Annotated in this window: 15 protein-coding genes; 8 read left to right on the forward strand and 7 right to left on the reverse strand. The window is 61.2% G+C overall.

Translation table 11 applies throughout. From position 1 onward, the window contains the following. Positions 1 to 13 precede the first annotated feature (13 nt). The 5 genes from pncB to HYX42_RS21425 all read right to left on the reverse strand — a co-directional run bounded on the left by pncB (position 14) and on the right by HYX42_RS21425 (position 4,140). Positions 14 to 1,201, reverse strand: coding sequence for a nicotinate phosphoribosyltransferase (gene pncB / locus HYX42_RS21405; RefSeq protein WP_293407021.1), 1,188 nt, complete (start codon positions 1,199 to 1,201; stop codon positions 14 to 16). 65 nt (positions 1,202 to 1,266) lie between these two features. Beyond that, the gene (locus tag HYX42_RS21410) at positions 1,267 to 1,617 is read right to left on the reverse strand and encodes an FKBP-type peptidyl-prolyl cis-trans isomerase (RefSeq protein WP_293407022.1); all 351 of its coding nucleotides are present in this window, start codon (positions 1,615 to 1,617) and stop codon (positions 1,267 to 1,269) included. Positions 1,618 to 1,991: 374 nt separating this feature from the next. Next, entirely contained in the window at positions 1,992 to 2,708 is a 717-nt protein-coding gene (locus HYX42_RS21415) for a nitroreductase (RefSeq protein ID WP_293407023.1), read from the reverse strand. Continuing rightward, on the reverse strand, positions 2,705 to 3,148 hold the full coding sequence (locus HYX42_RS21420; RefSeq protein ID WP_293407024.1) for a thioesterase family protein: 444 nt from the start codon (positions 3,146 to 3,148) through the stop codon (positions 2,705 to 2,707). The genes HYX42_RS21415 and HYX42_RS21420 overlap by 4 nt, the downstream gene beginning before the upstream one ends. Positions 3,149 to 3,192: 44 nt before the next feature. Next, entirely contained in the window at positions 3,193 to 4,140 is a 948-nt protein-coding gene (locus HYX42_RS21425) for a histone deacetylase (RefSeq protein ID WP_293407025.1), read from the reverse strand. 214 nt (positions 4,141 to 4,354) lie between these two features. Between HYX42_RS21425 and HYX42_RS21430 the strand changes: the two genes are divergently transcribed. Further along, on the forward strand, positions 4,355 to 4,900 hold the full coding sequence (locus HYX42_RS21430; RefSeq protein ID WP_293407728.1) for a phasin family protein: 546 nt from the start codon (positions 4,355 to 4,357) through the stop codon (positions 4,898 to 4,900). A 436-nt stretch (positions 4,901 to 5,336) separates the two neighbouring features. Here the strand turns inward: HYX42_RS21430 and HYX42_RS21435 are convergent, their stop codons facing one another. Further along, a complete protein-coding gene (locus tag HYX42_RS21435; protein WP_293407729.1) occupies positions 5,337 to 6,170 on the reverse strand; it encodes a patatin-like phospholipase family protein in 834 nt (277 codons plus the stop codon). Between the two features lie 224 nt (positions 6,171 to 6,394). Between HYX42_RS21435 and HYX42_RS21440 the strand changes: the two genes are divergently transcribed. The 6 genes from HYX42_RS21440 (at position 6,395) to HYX42_RS21465 (ending at position 13,164) form a co-directional block, all read left to right on the forward strand. After that, on the forward strand, positions 6,395 to 7,153 hold the full coding sequence (locus HYX42_RS21440; RefSeq protein ID WP_293407026.1) for a 3-hydroxyacyl-CoA dehydrogenase: 759 nt from the start codon (positions 6,395 to 6,397) through the stop codon (positions 7,151 to 7,153). Positions 7,154 to 7,276: 123 nt separating this feature from the next. After that, positions 7,277 to 9,163, forward strand: a complete 1,887-nt coding sequence (locus HYX42_RS21445) for a gamma-glutamyltransferase family protein (RefSeq protein WP_293407028.1) — start codon at positions 7,277 to 7,279, stop codon at positions 9,161 to 9,163. 68 nt (positions 9,164 to 9,231) lie between these two features. Continuing rightward, on the forward strand, positions 9,232 to 10,269 hold the full coding sequence (locus HYX42_RS21450; protein ID WP_293407029.1) for an amino acid ABC transporter substrate-binding protein: 1,038 nt from the start codon (positions 9,232 to 9,234) through the stop codon (positions 10,267 to 10,269). A 31-nt stretch (positions 10,270 to 10,300) separates the two neighbouring features. Next, the gene (locus tag HYX42_RS21455; RefSeq protein WP_293407030.1) at positions 10,301 to 11,314 is read left to right on the forward strand and encodes an ABC transporter permease subunit; all 1,014 of its coding nucleotides are present in this window, start codon (positions 10,301 to 10,303) and stop codon (positions 11,312 to 11,314) included. A 4-nt stretch (positions 11,315 to 11,318) separates the two neighbouring features. After that, positions 11,319 to 12,431 carry an amino acid ABC transporter permease gene (locus tag HYX42_RS21460; RefSeq protein WP_293407031.1) on the forward strand — a complete coding sequence of 371 codons (1,113 nt, stop codon included), beginning with the start codon at positions 11,319 to 11,321 and terminating at the stop codon, positions 12,429 to 12,431. After that, on the forward strand, positions 12,424 to 13,164 hold the full coding sequence (locus tag HYX42_RS21465; protein ID WP_293407032.1) for an amino acid ABC transporter ATP-binding protein: 741 nt from the start codon (positions 12,424 to 12,426) through the stop codon (positions 13,162 to 13,164). Before HYX42_RS21460 ends, HYX42_RS21465 begins: the two co-directional genes overlap by 8 nt. A gap of 8 nt (positions 13,165 to 13,172) precedes the next feature. Here HYX42_RS21465 and HYX42_RS21470 read toward each other — a convergent pair whose 3' ends face one another. Further along, positions 13,173 to 14,819, reverse strand: a complete 1,647-nt coding sequence (locus tag HYX42_RS21470; protein ID WP_293407033.1) for an acyl-CoA synthetase — start codon at positions 14,817 to 14,819, stop codon at positions 13,173 to 13,175. Between the two features lie 144 nt (positions 14,820 to 14,963). Here HYX42_RS21470 and dnaG point away from each other — a divergent pair, with 144 nt between their 5' ends. Continuing rightward, positions 14,964 to 16,967: a DNA primase gene (gene dnaG, locus HYX42_RS21475; RefSeq protein ID WP_293407034.1), complete on the forward strand. Its 2,004-nt coding sequence runs from the start codon at positions 14,964 to 14,966 to the stop codon at positions 16,965 to 16,967. Positions 16,968 to 17,054: the final 87 nt, after the last annotated feature.

Here is a 17,054-nt window from a genome sequence, read left to right on the forward strand (position 1 = left end):
GTGCGCGCCCGTCTCATGCAATTTCGAAAACCTGACGCAGGTAGGCTAAGTACTTTTCGTCATCGCACATGTTCTTGGATGGTGTATCGGACAGCTTGGCCACGGGCTGGCCATTGCAACGAATCATCTTGATGACAATCTGCAGCGGGTCATAACCCAGATCGTTCGTGAGGTTGGTGCCAATGCCGAAAGCCAGCTGGCAACGGCCGCGGAACTGCTGGTAGAGCTCTATGGTGCGCGGCACGGTCAGGCCATCACTGAAGATGAGTGTTTTGGTTTTGGGGTCTACGCGGTTCTTGACGTAGTGCGCCAGCATGCGCTCGCCCCACTGGAAGGGGTCGCCACTGTCATGGCGCGCACCGTCAAACAGCTTGCAGAAATACATGTCGAAGTCGCGCAGGAAGGCGCTCATGCCATAGACATCCGACAGCGCAATGCCGAGGTCACCGCGATACTCTTTTGCCCAGGATTCAAAACCAAAAACCTGGCTGTCGCGCAGCCGCGGACCCAGCCCCTGGCAGGCCTGAAGGTATTCATGCGCCATGGTGCCCAGGGGCAGAATGCCCAGCTTCATCGCGAAGAGCACATTGCTGGTGCCGGCAAACTGGCCTGTAGGGCCTGTGCCCAGCCGGGAACTCAGGGTGCGCAGCACCTCTTCATGCCAGTCCTTGCCGAAGCGCCGGCGCGTGCCGTAGTCGGCGATCTTGAGCTCATGCAGCCCATCGGCCTGAAGTTCGAGAATTTTGGTGTCCAGCCGTTTGCGGCCCTCCGCCAGGTCAGGCTTCTTTTGAGTGTTGCGAAAGTAGACCTCGTTGATGATGGCCAGCACGGGGATTTCAAACAGGATGGTGTGCAGCCAGGGGCCCTTGATCGACACCTCGATCTCGCCCGAAGGCTGGGCCGTCACGGTGACATACTTTTCATTGAGCCTGAAGATGCCGAGAAAGTCGACAAAGTCGCTCTTGATAAAGCGCATGGCCTTGAGGTAGGCCAGTTCTGCATCCTGAAAGCGCAGGCTGCAGAGGCCGCGGATCTCTTCGCGGATCTCGTTGACGTAGGGTGCGAGGTCCTGGATGCCCGGTGAACCCGCGTTACGGCACTTGAAACGGTATTCGACTTCCGCACCCGGAAACTGGTGCAACACCACCTGCATCATGGTGAATTTATACAGGTCGGTATCCAGCAGGCTCGTAATAATCATTGAAAAATCCGGGTACGCAGAAACTTGTCTCTTGGCCTATTCTTGTTTGCTGACCCTCCGGGCACTCAGCCCAGAAAATCAACTTCAAACAGCAGCGTGGCGTTAGGCGGGATCACACCACCAGCGCCGCGTGCGCCATAACCCAGCTCAGCCGGGATGATGAGGCGGCGCGTACCGCCGACCGACATGCCCTGCACGCCCTCGTCCCAGCCCTTGATGACCTGGCCCGCGCCCAACGAGAACTCGAACGGCTGGCCGCGGTCCTTGCTGGAGTCGAACTTGGCGCCCTGCACACCGCCGTTGTAAAGCCAGCCGGTGTAATGCACCTTGACGTTCTGGCCAGCCCTGGCGATGGCGCCCGAGCCGAGAACGGTGTCTTCATATTGCAAGCCGGAAGGGTTGGTGGTGATGGCCATGGCGGTGTCTTTCTGGATGAGATGCAGCGCCCCTGCGCCCGAATCATGCAGGCCGAAAAGCGCTGAATTAAAAGAAGAGAAAAAGTGGCAGCACAGGGGCTGAACCAGCCTTTTCACGAACCTCTGACTTTACCCGCAAGTGGCAGCGTCCGTTCGGTTGCGAAGCAGGCGTCGGTAAGTACCGATCCCTTCAAGCCGGGGCCGCGGAACCGGCTTTGCCGTGCAGCAGGCGCAGCGGCCCCCTCGGGGGGCAGGGCGCTACACGCAGTGAGCGACAGTGGGGGCTACTGGGCCGCAGCGCAGGGCCGCCCCAAGCAAGGCCAGCCCCCTCGGGGGGCAGCGACCCACACGAAGTGGGGGAGCGTGGGGGCTATTCAGTCCAGCCAGGTCGTGAACTCCGCCGCCGGCACGCGCGGCGTGCGGAAGGTATTGACATGCGCAGTTTCGTCTGCATAACCCAGCGCCATGCCGCAGACCAGCATCTCGTCAGGCCCCGCGCCAATATGCGGCAGGATGATGCTGGCGAAGCCATTCCACGCGGCCTGTGGGCAGGTATGCAGGCCGTGGCCGCGCGCTGCGACCATGATGTTCTGCAAAAACATGCCGTAGTCAACCAGCGAGCCGCGGCCCATGACCTTGTCCATGGTGAACATCAAACCCACTGGCGCATCGAAAAAACGGTAGTTGCGCTGGTGCTGGGCATGCATCTTGTCCTTGTCGCCCTTGGTGATGCCCAGCAGGCCGTACAGGCCCCAGCCGTTTTCGCGGCGGCGGTCAATGTAGGGCGAAACCCACTTCTCGGGGTAGTAGTCGTATTCCTCGCGGTATTGCGATGCCAGCGAAGGGTCGGCGCGCAGGGCATCATGGGCCGCAACCACCTTGTCGACCAGGGCATCGCGGCTGGCGCCCTGCAGCACATAGGTCTTCCAGGGCTGGGTGTTGGTGCCCGATGGCGCACGGCTGGCCACTTCGAGAATGTGCGCAATGGTTTCCTTTGCCACCGGTTTGGGCAAAAACTCGCGCATCGACTGGCGGCTCTCTATGGCCTCATCAACCGCATTGGCGCGGGCTTCGGAAATGGCAGCATTCACTTGAGGGTCTCCAGTACAGAAAGTAATTCGGGCGGCAGGGGCACGGGCCGGCGTGTGTCGCGGTCCACATACACATGGATGAAATGCCCGCGCGCCGCACAGGTTTGCGCGGCATCTTCAGGGAACAGGCCGACTTCGTAGCGCACGCTGGAAGAACCGATGTGCGCCACGCGAATACCGGCAACAACATTCTCGGGAAAGGCCAGCGGCGCAAAGTAATTGCACTGGGTTTCGATCACCAGTCCGATGACCTTGCCGGCGTGGATATCGATGGCGCCCCTGTCAATCAGCAGGCCGTTGATGGCGGTGTCAAACCAGCTGTAGTAGACGACGTTGTTGACGTGGCCGTATACGTCGTTGTCGGACCATCGGGTGCCAATGGGACGAAAGGCCTTGAAGGCGCTGCGGGGTTCAGCCTGGGGGCGGGTGGGGGAAGTCATGAGCACTTATTTTGCCAGTGCCTGATGCGGGCGCATTTTGCCCACTACGGATTCCAGCGCCGCCAGTATTCAAGCGCGACGCGGTAAGTGTTCACCTGCACCTGCACGGTCTCGTCTATCTTCACGCCGTACCCCCCGGCCATCGAGAACGCCAGTGGTATGCGGCGCTGCCAGGCCCAGTCAAAGACGCGGCGGTCACGCGCCTCCAGCCCGTCGCAACTGAGCTTGAGCCGGCCCAGCCTGTCGCCTTCAAAAGGGTCGGCGCCGGCCAGAAAGAAGACCAGTCCCGGTTCGATGCGGCGTTCAAGCTCTTCCAGGGCGCGCTCCAGCGCCTCCAGATAAGGGCCGTCAGTGCAGCCGTCCGGCAACTCCACATCCAGGTCGCTGGTCTCCTTGCGGAAGGGAAAGTTCTTCTCGCCGTGGATGGAAAGCGTGAACACGCTGGCGTCGTTGGCAAAGATGCTGGCCGTGCCGTTGCCCTGGTGCACATCCAGGTCAATGATGGCGACCTGCAGGGGTTTTCTGGACTGTCTGAAATGCCTAGCCCACTCCGCCTGCATCAAACGTGCAGCCACTGCGGCATCGTTGAAAACACAAAACCCGCCGCCCTTGTGGGCGTATGAATGGTGCGTGCCGCCGGCCATGTTGCCGGCCACGCCCTCGGGCCTGCCTGCGCCCAGGCCGAGCGCGACGCGCGACGCAGCCACGGTGGCGCCGGCGGAGCGCCTGGCCCGCTCCGACATGCCCGGGCTCCAGGGGAAGCCGATCTCACGCTGTGCCGCTGCGGGCAAGGTGCCGTGCGTGATGGCGGCGACATAGGCAGGTGTGTGCACCAGTGCCAGTTCGCCATCGCTGGCCGCGGGGGCCTGCGCCATGCGTACCTGCGGCAGTTCGGCCACCACGCGGTCGCGCAGCAGGCCGTATTTGGCCATCGGGAAGCGGTGCCCTTCAGGCAGGGGCAAGACGAAGTTATCGGCGTAAAAAGCTTTCAAGAGACTTTCCGGGGGACTGGTGACACAAAGCGTTTTCGCTGGAGAAAGCGGGTTTTCAAAGGCCTGAAATAGGGCGTCGCAACTAAAATGGTGCAGCGCAACAAAAAGTGCTTGCATGCGCTGCGGGTAATCCCTATACTTCAGGTCATGTTGCAGTGCAGCAATTCAGCGCAGCAACTAGTTTTCAAACCCTTATTCACTATATTGGAGATTAATTATGCTGACCGCTGAACAAATCATCGCTTCCCACAAAGCCAACATCGAAACCCTGTTTGGTCTGACCCACAAGGCCTTTGAAGGCGTTGAGAAGCTGGTCGAGCTGAACGTGCAAGCCACCAAGGCAGCCCTGGCAGAAACCGCAAACCACACGCAAGCCGTGCTGGGCGTGAAAGACGCACAGGAACTGCTGGCCCTGCAAGCTGGTATGGTCCAGCCCCTGGCTGAAAAGACCGCTGCCTACAGCCGTCACCTGTATGACATCGCGTCAAGCGCTGGCGCCGACATCGGCAAGACCTTCGAAGCTCAATCCGCTGAAGCCCAGAAAAAGGTTTTGGGCCTGGTCGACAACGCTGCCAAGAACGCACCTGCCGGTTCCGAAACCGCTGTGGCCGTCATGAAGAGCGCAGTCGCTGCCGCCAACAACGCCTTCGAATCCATGCAAAAGGCTGTCAAGCAAGCCACCGACATGGCAGAAGCCAACTTCAACACCGTGGCTGCTTCCGCAGTGAGCGCCACCAAGACCGCCACCAAAAAGCGTTAATTCGCTGATGGCGAGTCCGGACGGGTTGCCTTCAAGGCGGCCCTCCTGAACCGGTTGTCTCCTCGGATCCGTTCGAAATTCTTTTCATGGATCCAGTTAAGCCCAGTCTCGCGACTGGGCTTTTTTTTGCCCGCTTCTAGTCTGCTTCCTGCCTGCGTGTCGGCCTTGCCAGGCTACTCAAAACGCAGCACCACCAATTTTTAATGTATACAGCAATTTTTTAATGTATACGTTAATATTTCGTCAAAAGTTAATATGCAAGTTAACTTTTAGGCTGCCGGCGGGTCCGCGGGCTGAAAATTGCCTCCAAAAAGCCGGTTTTAACCTGTCAAATAGGCCTCCAGACCAATATACACGCACGTGAGCAGCTATGAAAACCATAGCACCTTCACACTTGCGCCGCGTCCAAAACTGCGCCCCGGGCTGTGGTTGAGGGCTAGCGGCCTGCCGCCGCAGCCTCCAGCTTCGCCCTCAGGGCAGGCAGCGCCGCCTGCATGGCCGCCCTGCCCGAGTCGATGGCGCGCTGGCGTGCCGAAAAGTCGGCACTCTTCAGGCCGGTCAGTGAGGGCCGCACCACCACGTCAGCGTCTTTCAGCTCGTACTGGTTGATGGTTTTGCCCATGATGGCAAAGGTCTGCAGCAGGATCTGCAGTGTGTCGCCGGCCGGGTTGCCATCTGGCGGGCTGGAGATATCGACGGCCACGACCACATCGGCGCCCATCTGCCGCGCATAACGCACCGGCACGGGTGACACCAGCCCGCCATCAACGTATTCACGCCCGTTGATCTTGACCGGCACAAACACCGCAGGCACTGCGCTTGACGCACGCACCGCCGTGCCGGTGTCGCCGCGCTGGAACAGTACCGCCTGGCCGCTGTTCAGGTCGGTCGCCACAATGCCCAGCGGCATGGGCATGTTTTCGATGAGCTTCCCGGCGACCAGGTCGTTCACATACCGCGCCAGTGCATCGCCCCTGAACATGCCGCGGCCAAGGATGGGCAGCATCCAGTCGGTGATGGCAACCTCCTCCATGTTGAGCGCCGTCTGCTGCAACTGCGCGCTGGTCTTGCCGCTGGCGTACAGCGCGGCAACCAGGCTGCCCGCAGAGGTGCCCACCACCAGTTGCGGTTTCAGGCCGGCTTCTTCCAGCACGGCGATCACGCCCACATGCGCAAAGCCCCGCGCCGCGCCGCCGCCCAGCGCCAGGCCGATTTTGGGTGCCCTTTTCGATGCCGTGCTGTCAGCGGCAGTCGCGGCGGTGCCCGGCATAAACGAGGGCGTTGAACAGGCGGCCAGCAAGGCCGATAAAGCCAGGGTTGCCAGCACGGCAGCGCGCCTGGGCAGTTTTTTAAAATCAGGAGAGGTCATGGATATCCAGAGGCAGGAAGGACTTCATTTTGCCTCCGGGCTTGCGTCATAATTGACCTTTACGTAAACGTCAATCTGGCGCCGCCGTACTCACCCACTTATTCATTTTTCAAGGAAGACATCTCATGGACATCGCAGGCAAGGTATTTATCGTCACCGGTGGCGCTTCAGGTCTGGGCGAAGGCACGGCGCGCATGCTGGCTGAAAACGGCGGCAAAGTCGTCATCGCTGACATGCAGATTGAAAAAGGCGAAGCGGTTGCGAAAGAAATCGGCGGCGCCTTCGTCAAGTGCGATGTGAGCCAGGAAGCCGATGGCCAGGCCGTCGTGGCCAAGGCTGTCTCCCTGGGCAAACTGATGGGTCTGGTCAACTGCGCCGGTATCGCTACCGGCGAAAAAACCGTGGGCAAAAACGGTGCACACGGCCTGGCCGTGTTCAACAAGACCATCACCGTCAACCTGATCGGCAGCTTCAACATGATTCGCCTGGCGGCTGACGCCATGTGCAAGAACGAGCCTGAAGCCACTGGCGAGCGCGGCGTGCTGATCTCCACCGCTTCTGTTGCCGCCTATGACGGCCAGATCGGCCAGGCAGCCTACAGCGCCTCAAAAGGCGGCGTGGTCGGCATGACCCTGCCGATTGCCCGCGACCTGGCCCGTAACGGCATCCGCAACATGACGATTGCCCCAGGCATCTTCGGCACGCCCATGATGTTCGGCATGCCCAAGGAAGTCCAGGATTCGCTGGCTGCGGCCGTGCCCTTCCCAAGCCGTCTGGGCACCCCGCAGGACTACGCCAAGCTGGCCAAACACATCATTGAAAACGACATGCTCAACGGCGAAGTGATTCGCCTCGACGGCGCGATCCGCCTCGCACCGAAATAAGTCGCCGCCGGGCAGGACGGGAGCCTGCCCGCCCTTACCGGCGCTTTCAAAATGGCTGGCGTCCGACAGCGCGCAATTCCCCCGGCGGCTTAACATGGCCCACATCCAAGCCAAGGGGATTACATGAAACGCCTGATCACGCCACTTCTGCTCACAGCAACGCTGGCCGCCGTACTCACGGCCTGCTCAAGCACCTCTTCGTCATCGCTGGGCAGCTTCAGCTACACCACCCCCGACCAGCCCGAGGGCTCGTCCGGCTATACCGAAAAGCCCGGCTGGGCGACCAGCAAATACTCGGTCGCCGCGGCCAACCCGCTGGCCACCGATGCGGGCTACCAGATCCTGAAAGCCGGCGGCTCGGCCGTCGATGCAGCGATTGCAGTGCAGATGGTGCTGGCCCTGGTCGAGCCGCAATCGAGTGGCATTGCCGGCGGCTCATTCCTGCTGCACTACAACGGCAAGGATGTCGAAGCCTTCGACGGCCGCGAAACTGCGCCTGCCGCCGCAACGGACAAACTCTTCATAGGCGCAGACGGCAAACCCATGGCGTTTTACGACGCCGTGGTGGGTGGCCGCTCGGTCGGCACACCCGGTGCTGTCCGCATGCTGGAGATGGCGCACAAGCAGTACGGCAAGCTGCCCTGGGCGCAGCTCTTTCAGCCCGCCATCAGGCTGTCGGAAGACGGCTTCAAGGTCAGCCGCAGGCTTTACACCCTGCTGGTGCCTGAAGTGCACCTGAAAAAAGACCCGGTCGCCCTCGCCTATTTTTATGATGCGAACGGCCGGCCCTGGCCGGTGGGCCATCTGCTGAAAAACCCCGAGCTGGCCGCCGTGCTCAAGCAGATCGCGGCCAACGGATCAAAAGCGCTGCTTGAAGGCGAGGTCGCACAGGCCATCGTCGACAAGGTACAAAAACACCCGACCAACCCGGGCCAGCTCAGCATGGCCGACCTGGCTGGCTACCAGCCCAAAAAGCGCGACCCGCTGTGCTACGACTATGCAGCAGCCGGCAAAAACTACCGCATGTGCGGCATGCCGCCGCCCAGCTCTGGCGCAATTGCCATTGGGCAGATCCTGGGCATGCTGAACACCACGCCGGCCGCCACCCTGCCGCCGCTGCGCACCATGACAGACACCGGCATACGCTGCATACGCGCGCCCTGCCCCAGCCAGATGGAAAGCGTGCTGCCAAGCCCCGACTGGCTGCACCTGTACACCGAGGCATCGCGCCTGGCCTATGCAGACCGCGCGCAATACCTGGGCGACCCCGACTTTGTGCAGCCACCCGCAGGCAGCTGGATGAGCTTGCTGGAGCCCGCCTACCTGGCCAGCCGCGCAAAACTGATAGGCCAGCAAAGCATGAGGACCGCGACCCCGGGCCGGCCTGGTGGCGTGCAATCCAGTTATGCGCCGATGCCTGACCAGATCGAATACGGCACCTCGCACATTTCCATCATCGACCCGTACGGCAATGCGATTGCCATGACGACCACCATTGAAGACGCCTGGGGCTCGCGGCAGATGGTGAACCGGGGCAAAGGGCTGGCTGGCGGCTTTTTGCTCAACAACGAACTCACCGACTTCAGCTTTGCGCCCACCGATGCATCAGGCGCGCCCATTGCCAACCGGGTTCAGGGCGGCAAGCGGCCGCGTTCGTCCATGGCGCCGACGCTGGTGTTCGACAAGGCCACCGGCCAGTTGGTCATGACCACCGGCAGCCCGGGCGGCGCGGTCATCATCCACTTCACGGGCAAGACGCTGTACGGCGTGCTGAATTGGGGTCTGAACATCCAGCAGGCCATCAACCTGCCCAATTTCGGTTCACTCAACGGCCCGACCCTGCTCGAAGCCGGGCGCTTCCCGCCCTCCACCGCTGAAGCGCTGCGCGCACGCGGCCATGAAGTGCGCGAACAGGACATGACCAGCGGCCTGCAGGGCATACAGCGCACGCCCAACGGCTTTTTCGGCGGCGCCGACCCGCGCCGGGAAGGCATTGTGATGGGCGAGTGATTGCACTTTGTGCGAACATCGATTGCTTGCCATCTGACTGAAATTTCTACCGCTTCTGGAGTCACAACATGCTGAACACCCTTAAAAAACACTGGTTGGCCACCGGCGCACTCTGCGCGATGGCCGCGCTGGCAGTCCCCGCACACGCCGGCAAAACGCTTGACGCCATCAAGGCCCGCGGCCAGCTGGTCTGCGGTGTCAGCAGCGGCGTGGCAGGTTTCTCGCAAGCTGACAGTGCCGGCAAGTGGTCGGGCATCGACGTGGACGTCTGCCGTGCGATTGCCGCCAGCGTGCTGGGTGATGCCAACAAGGTCAAATGGGTGCCGCTGGTGTCACAGCAGCGTTTTGCGGCACTGCAATCTGGCGAGGTCGACATCCTGTCGCGCAACACCACCTGGACCATGACACGCGATGTGTCGCTGGGCCTGGCGTTTACTGGGGTGGTGTATTACGACGGCCAGGGCTTTATGGTGCCCACCAAGAGCAAGGTCAAAAGCGCCAAACAGCTCAAAGGCGCAACGGTCTGCGTACAGTCGGGCACCACGACAGAAAAAAACCTCAGCGAGTTCTCGCGCATCAACAACCTGAACATCAAACCCGTGGTGTTTGAAAAGTTCGACGCTGCCAATGCGGCTTATTTCTCGGGCCGCTGCCAGGCTTACACGACAGACGCTTCGGGCCTCGCCTCCATCCGCAACAAGGAAGCCAAGACGCCTGCCGATCATGTGGTGTTGCCAGAGCTGATCTCAAAGGAACCTCTCGGCCCCGCCGTACGCCGTGGTGACGACGAGTTTTTTGCAATCACCAAATGGGTGGTTTTTGGCCTCATCGAAGCCGAGGAATACGGCGTGACGCAAGCCAATGTCGATACCCTGCAAAAAGACAGCAAGGACCCCAACATCGGCCGCCTGCTGGGCACTACGGAAGACACCGGCAAGCTGCTGGGCCTGGACAAGGACTGGCTGGCACGCGCCATCAAGGCCAGCGGCAACTACGGCGAGATGTTTGAACGCAATGTCGGCCCCAAGAGCCCGCTGGGCCTGCCGCGCGGCAGCAACAACCTTTGGTCCAAAGGCGGCTTGATGTACGCCCCCCCAGTGAGATGACGGGCATCGGGTGACATTAAAAGAAGATGGATTGATCCCGCCAAGGCCGCCAGCTCCCGGGCGGCCTTTCTCATGGCGTGGGGCGAAAGCGCGCGGCATTGTCTACCAGTTGCTGGCCGTCGCAGTCATAGCCCTGCTTGGCTGGCTGCTCGTCAGCAACACGCTGGCCAATATGCGGGCACGCGGCATACAGAGCGGTTTTGATTTTCTCTCGCAGTCCGCCGGTTTTGACATTGGCGAGAACTGGTTCAACTATGAGGCGACCAGCCCCTACTGGAAGGCTTTTCTGGTGGGCCTGATGAATACCCTGCGTGTGGCCGTCATCGGCTGTGTGCTGGCAACACTGCTGGGCACGCTGCTGGGGGTTGCAAGGTTCTCGCGCAATGCACTGTTGCGCGGCCTGAGCTACGCTTACGTCGAGCTGTTCCGCAACATTCCGCTGCTGCTGCAATTGCTGGTGTGGTACCTGCTGTTCGTCGAATACCTGCCTGCGGCGAATGAAGCGCTCAACATTGGCAAGTTTATTTTCCTTAGCAAGAACGGCCTGGCTTTTCCGTCCTTTGTCTGGGAACAGGGGCACCTGGTTTTTCAGGTGCCGGTTGCCGGCGAGATACAGGTCGAGGGCGGCGGCAGCCTCAGCCCCGAGTTCATGGCTGTGTTGCTGGGCCTTGTGTTCTACACCTCAGCATTCATTGCTGAAGTGGTGCGGGCCGGTATTGCATCGGTGCCGGCAGGCCAGCGCGAGGCCGGTGCATCCATAGGCCTTTCGCGTGCCCGCACCATGCGCCTCATCGTGTTGCCGCAAGCACTTCGCCTCATCATTCCGCCGCTGACCAACCAGTACCTCAACCTGACCAAAAATTCATCGCTGGCGGTGGCAGTGGGCTACCCGGAACTGGTGTCGATTGCCAACACGTCCATGAACCAGTCAGGCCGCGCTGTTGAATGTATTGCCATCATCATGGCGGTCTACCTGACGCTGTCGCTCATCACCTCGGCGCTGATGAACTGGTTTAACCGCCGCGCGGCGATAAAGGAACGCTAGGTCAATGGCCCAGGTTTTTCGGCCCATTCCAGCACGAGCCGCGCCTGTGCACACCACTGGCGTGATGGCGCGCTTGCGGGCCAACTTTTTCTCGAACGCGCCGAATGCCGTCATCACCCTGCTTTTGCTGGCACTGGCCCTGTGGCTGCTGTTCAAAGCCATCGACTGGGGCGTGCTGCATGCGGTGTTTGCGGCTGACGCAGACCGCTGCCAGGCAGCGCGCGGCATGGGCGCATGCTGGGGCGTGATCAACGAGAAGGCGCGCTTCATCCTCCTCGGCCGCTACCCCCAGGAAGAACAGTGGCGGCCCGTGCTGGCCAGCTTTGCGTTGATGGCGCCGGTGTTTGCAAGTTGCAGCAGACGCTTCTGGAAACCGTCGCTCGCCCTGGTCTGGGCAGCGGGGCTGGCCGTGTTTTTTGGGCTGATGGGCGGCGGCGTGGCAGGGCTGGGGAAGGTGCCTACAGACCTGTGGGGCGGGCTGCCGCTGACCCTGATGCTGAGCGTGCTGTCCATGGTGCTGGCTTTTCCGCTCTCGGTGCTGGTGGCGCTTGGTAGGCGCTCCAGCCTTCCGGCCATACGTTCGCTCTGCCTGGCCTACATTGAATTGATACGCGGTGTGCCCCTCATCTCTGTGCTGTTCATGGCGTCCTTCATGTTTCCGCTGTTCATGCCCGTGGGCAAAACGCCCGATGTGCTGGTCAGGGTGGTCATAGGCATCACGCTGTTTGTGGCGGCCTACATGGCAGAAATCATTCGCGGAGGCCTGCAGACCGTGGGGCGCGGCCAAATCGAAGCTGCGGCCAGCATGGGCCTGTCGTACTGGCAGGCGCAGCGCAGGATCATCCTGCCGCAAGCGCTGGCTGCCGTTGTACCAAGCATCGTCAACAACTTCATCTCGCTGTTCAAGGACACCTCGCTCGTCACCATCGTGTCGCTGTACGAGCTGACCGGGGCGCTGTCGCTCGCGCTGGGCTCTGACCCGAACTGGCGGCCCTTCAAGATCGAGGCTTACCTGTTTATCGCCGCCATCTACTTCGCCTTCTGCTACGCCATGTCACGCTACAGCCTGCGGCTTGAAAAACGGCTGGCGCACAGCGCGCACAAAAACAATGACTGAACCCATCATCCGTTTCAACAAACTCAACAAGTGGTTTGGCAATTTCCACGTGCTGCGCGACATCGACCTGTCGATCGCGGCAGGTGAACGCATCGTCATCTGCGGGCCATCGGGTTCCGGCAAATCCACACTCATCCGCTGCGTCAATGCACTGGAGGACTACCAGGAAGGCTCGCTCACCGTCGCAGGGACTGTGCTGGGCGACAACACCAAAGCCGTTGAAGCCGTTCGCCGGCAGGTCGGCATGGTGTTCCAGCAGTTCAACCTGTTCCCGCATCTGTCGGTGCTTGAGAACCTGACGCTCGCACCCGTCTGGGTGGGCGGGCTGTCAAAAAAAGAGGCCGCCGAACGCGCGATGGCGCAACTGGAGCGCGTGCGCATTGCCGACCAGGCTGGCAAATACCCGCTGCAGCTTTCCGGCGGCCAGCAGCAGCGCGTGGCCATTGCACGCACCCTGTGCATGCAGCCCAAGATCATGCTGTTTGATGAGCCGACTTCGGCGCTGGACCCTGAAATGATCAAGGAAGTGCTGGACGTGATCGTCAGCCTGGCAGACCAGGGCATGACGATGCTTTGCGTCACGCATGAGATGGGCTTTGCCCGTGCCGTCGGCGACCGCATCATCTTCATGGATGAGGGGCAGATCGTTGAAGAGAACACGCCCGAGGCGTTTTTCACGGCACCCCGCACAGACCGGGGCCGGGACTTTCTCTCAAAAATCCTGGGGCATTGACCGCAGCGTCAAACGTCGATCGCCGCAGCCGACCCGGCCTGCTTGCGCAGCTCGAACTTCTGTATCTTGCCGGTTGACGTCTTGGGCAGTTCGCCAAACACCACGGCGCGCGGCACCTTGAAGGCCGCCATGTGCTTCTTGCAATGCGCCACGATGTCTTCAGCGGTCGTGCTCGCGCCGGCCTTCAGTTCAATGAAGGCACATGGCGTTTCCCCCCAGCGCGCATCGGGCTTGGCGACCACAGCAGCAGCCAGAACCGCCGGATGGCGATAGAGCACATCCTCCACCTCAATCGAGGAGATGTTTTCACCGCCCGAGATGATGATGTCCTTGCTGCGGTCCTTGATCTTCATGTAGCCGTCGGGGTACATGACTGCCAGGTCACCGGAATGAAACCAGCCACCGGCAAAAGCATCCTGCGTGGCCTTGGGGTTCTTGAGGTAACCCTTCATGCCAATGTTGCCCCTGAACATGATCTCGCCCATGGTCTCTCCGTCCATGGGCACCGGCTGCATGGTCTCGGGGTTGAGCACGCGCGCGTCGCGCTCAAGGTGGTAACGCACGCCCTGGCGTGAGTTGAGCCGCGCGCGCTCGCCCACATCGAGCTTGTCCCAGCCGTCCTGTGCCGGGCACACTGTTGCCGGCCCGTACACCTCGGTCAGGCCATAGACGTGCGTCAGGTCAAAGCCCATGGCTTCCATGCCCTCGATCATGGAGGCTGGCGGCGCAGCACCGGCCACAAAAGCCTTGACGCCCTGCGGCAGGCCGACTTTCATCGCATCGGGTGCGTTGACCAGCAGGCCGTGGACAATGGGCGCGCCGCAGTAGTGCGTCACGCCATGATCACGCATGGCATCAAAGATCGCCTGCGCTTCGACCTTGCGCAGGCAGACATTCACGCCGGCGCGAGCAGCTATCGTCCACGGGAAGGTCCAGCCATTGCAGTGAAACATGGGCAGCGTCCACAAATAGACCGCATGTTTGGGCATGTCCCATTCCAGGATGTTGGAGATTGCCGCCAGCGCCGCGCCACGGTGGTGGTATACGACGCCCTTGGGGTTGCCTGTAGTGCCGCTGGTGTAGTTGAGCGCAATGGCATCCCATTCGTTGTCGGGCAGCTTCCATGCGTAGCCCGCATCGCCGGTGGCCAGGAAATCTTCGTAGGTGATGCTGCCGATGTGCTCGGCCTTGCCGGTAAACACCGCATCCTCCACATCAATGACCAGCACAGGCGTGGTGGCCTTGCGCAGGGTCAACGCCTTCTTCATGGTGCCTGCAAACTCCGGGTCCACCAGGACCACTTTCGCTTCACCATGGTCCAGCATGAAGGCAATCGTTTCTGGGTCAAGCCGTGTGTTCAGGGCATTCAGGACTGCACCCGTGACGGGGATGCCGAAGTGGGCCTCCACCATGGCCGGGGTGTTGGGCAGCATGACAGCCACCGTATCGCCCTTGCCTATGCCGTGCCTTTCAAGCGCGCTGGCCAGTTGACGGCAGCGCGTGAACACCTCTGACCAGTTGCGGCGCAGGCTGCCATGTACGACGGCCAGGCGTCGCGGGTAAACCTCAGCCGTGCGCTCGATAAAAGACAGCGGCGAGAGCGCTGCGTAGTTGGCCTCGGCCTGAGGGAGGTCCTGTTCGTAGATATTGGGCATCTCGTCTCCGTCGTTGAATACTTTCGCCATATTAGCGCTGTAATGCCTTTCGCTTTTGACATAAGGCAATGGATATACCTTTAGAACCGCCCCTGCTCATGCCCACAGGTCTTTGCGCAAGCTGCCTCGGGGCACAATACAGGTATGGCCATCCCCCAGTCTTTTATCCAGGAGCTCCTGGCGCGCGCCGATGTCGTTGACATCGTGGGCCGCTATGTGCAACTGAAAAAGGGCGGCGCCAATTTCATGGGCCTGTGCCCTTTCCATGGCGAAAAGTCACCATCTTTCAGCGTCAGCCCGGCCAAGCAGTTTTATCACTGCTTTGGGTGCGGCAAGAATGGCAACGCCATCAGTTTTTTGATGGACCATGCGGGCATGACCTTTGTCGAGGCCGTGAAAGACCTGGCCCAGCAATACGGCCTACAGGTGCCGGAAGACGATGTCTCGCCGCAAGATCGCGCCAGGGCAGCGCAGATGCGCGAGCAGCAGGCCACACTGACCAGCGTGCTTGAAAAGGCCGCCATCGCCTACATCAAGCACCTGCGCGGGTCCGAGAAGGCCATCAACTACTTCAAGAGCCGGGGGCTGTCGGGCGAAATTGCCAGGACCTTTGGCCTGGGCTATGCGCCCGAAGGCTGGCGCAGCCTGGCGAGTGTGTTTCCGGACTATAACGACCCGCTGCTGGTTGAAAGCGGCCTGGTGATCACGGGCGAGCCCGGCGAAGAAAATGCTCAGGGCGAGGCCAAACGCTACGACCGCTTCCGTGACCGCCTGATGTTTCCCATCCGCAACGTCAAGGGTGAATGCATAGGTTTCGGTGGCCGCGTGTTCGGCGACGAAAAACCCAAATACCTCAACTCGCCGGAAACGCCGGTGTTCAGCAAGGGGCGCGAACTCTACGGCCTGTTTGAAGCCCGCACCGCCCTGCGCGAACACGGCTATGCACTGGTGACCGAAGGTTATATGGACGTGGTGGCGCTGGCGCAGAACGGTTTTGCCAATGCCGTGGCCACGCTGGGCACAGCCTGCACGGCAGACCACGTGCAAAAGCTTTTCAGATTCACCGATTCGGTGGTGTTCAGCTTTGATGGCGACAGCGCCGGACGCCGGGCAGCGCGCAAGGCACTGGATGCGGCCCTGCCCTTTGCTACCGATGTGCGCACCGTCAAGTTTCTTTTCCTGCCGGCCGAGCACGACCCCGACAGCTATATACGCGAGCACGGCCAGGAAGGATTTGCGGCCTATGTCAGCAAGGCCGTGCCTCTGAGCAGGTTCATGCTGGATGCTGCAGCGGAAAACTGCGACCTCGACACGGCAGAGGGCCGCGCCCACATGGCCAGCAATGCACGACCGCTGTGGAACCTGCTGCCGGACGGCGCACTGAAGCGCCAGATCATCACCGAGATTGCAGAGAAGGTGCAGATTGACATCCGCGACCTCATGCAGCTGTGGCAACCCGCTGCGGGGGGTTACAAGGGCGCCGGCAAAAGCAGCTCCAGGTACAGCAGCTCCGCACCGCGCCAGCCCGCCAGAGGCGGGCATTCCCACTCCGACTCTCCCGCCGGCAAGAGTCAGGGCGCATCATCTGATGACTTTGCAGGCTATTCGGAAGCACTGGGCTACGAGGTCGATTACGCCAGCTCCGAGCCGTATTTTTCGGCCTCACCCACCGCGCCTCATTCACCTGCGCCCTCATTCGGCGGCGGCAGGCAAGCTGCACGCCGCCACACTGGCCGCCTGCAGCCCGCCAGCCGTGAGGACCGCGTGCTGCGCCTCTTGCTGACAGAACCACAAAGCTGGGACAGGCTGACCAGCGAAGAGCACATGTTGCTGTGCGCCCTGCCCGCCCCCCACGGCCCCCTATTCACATGGCTTGAAAGCCAGTTGCACGAACATGGCCCCCAGCCCTGGGCGGCATTGCGCGAAGGCCTGCGCGGCCACGCCAGCGAGAACCACGCCATAGCGCAGATTTCGCAGATCCCGGAAGGCATTGAGGGTGACTGGATGGAGGTGCGCAGCATCCTCGACCAGCTGGTGCGCCTGGCACGCATGCGTGAAATGGACGGACTGATCCCCCAGATGGCGCATGACCCGGTGGCACGCCAGCGATACCAGCAACTGGCAGCCAGCGTCAAAAAAACAGCCTGAAACCGGCCTCGCGCCCAAAAAACAACCAAAACCAGGACAAAAATACCCTGATTTTCTTGCCTAAAAAACAGGCATTAGGGTATAATC

It is taken from the genome of Polaromonas sp., from assembly GCF_016185115.1.
Classification (GTDB): domain Bacteria; phylum Pseudomonadota; class Gammaproteobacteria; order Burkholderiales; family Burkholderiaceae_C; genus Polaromonas.

Coding starts and splice junctions, on each gene's coding strand:
- HYX42_RS21460 (WP_293407031.1), top strand. CDS start 11,319: ATGGCCCAGGTTTTTCGGCCCATTCCAGCACGAGCCGCGCCTGTGCAC.
- dnaG (WP_293407034.1), top strand. CDS start 14,964: ATGGCCATCCCCCAGTCTTTTATCCAGGAGCTCCTGGCGCGCGCCGAT.
- HYX42_RS21440 (WP_293407026.1), top strand. CDS start 6,395: ATGGACATCGCAGGCAAGGTATTTATCGTCACCGGTGGCGCTTCAGGT.
- HYX42_RS21465 (WP_293407032.1), top strand. CDS start 12,424: ATGACTGAACCCATCATCCGTTTCAACAAACTCAACAAGTGGTTTGGC.
- HYX42_RS21410 (WP_293407022.1), bottom strand. CDS start 1,617: ATGGCCATCACCACCAACCCTTCCGGCTTGCAATATGAAGACACCGTT.
- pncB (WP_293407021.1), bottom strand. CDS start 1,201: ATGATTATTACGAGCCTGCTGGATACCGACCTGTATAAATTCACCATG.
- HYX42_RS21435 (WP_293407729.1), bottom strand. CDS start 6,170: ATGCCGGGCACCGCCGCGACTGCCGCTGACAGCACGGCATCGAAAAGG.
- HYX42_RS21470 (WP_293407033.1), bottom strand. CDS start 14,819: ATGCCCAATATCTACGAACAGGACCTCCCTCAGGCCGAGGCCAACTAC.
- HYX42_RS21420 (WP_293407024.1), bottom strand. CDS start 3,148: ATGACTTCCCCCACCCGCCCCCAGGCTGAACCCCGCAGCGCCTTCAAG.
- HYX42_RS21450 (WP_293407029.1), top strand. CDS start 9,232: ATGCTGAACACCCTTAAAAAACACTGGTTGGCCACCGGCGCACTCTGC.
- HYX42_RS21445 (WP_293407028.1), top strand. CDS start 7,277: ATGAAACGCCTGATCACGCCACTTCTGCTCACAGCAACGCTGGCCGCC.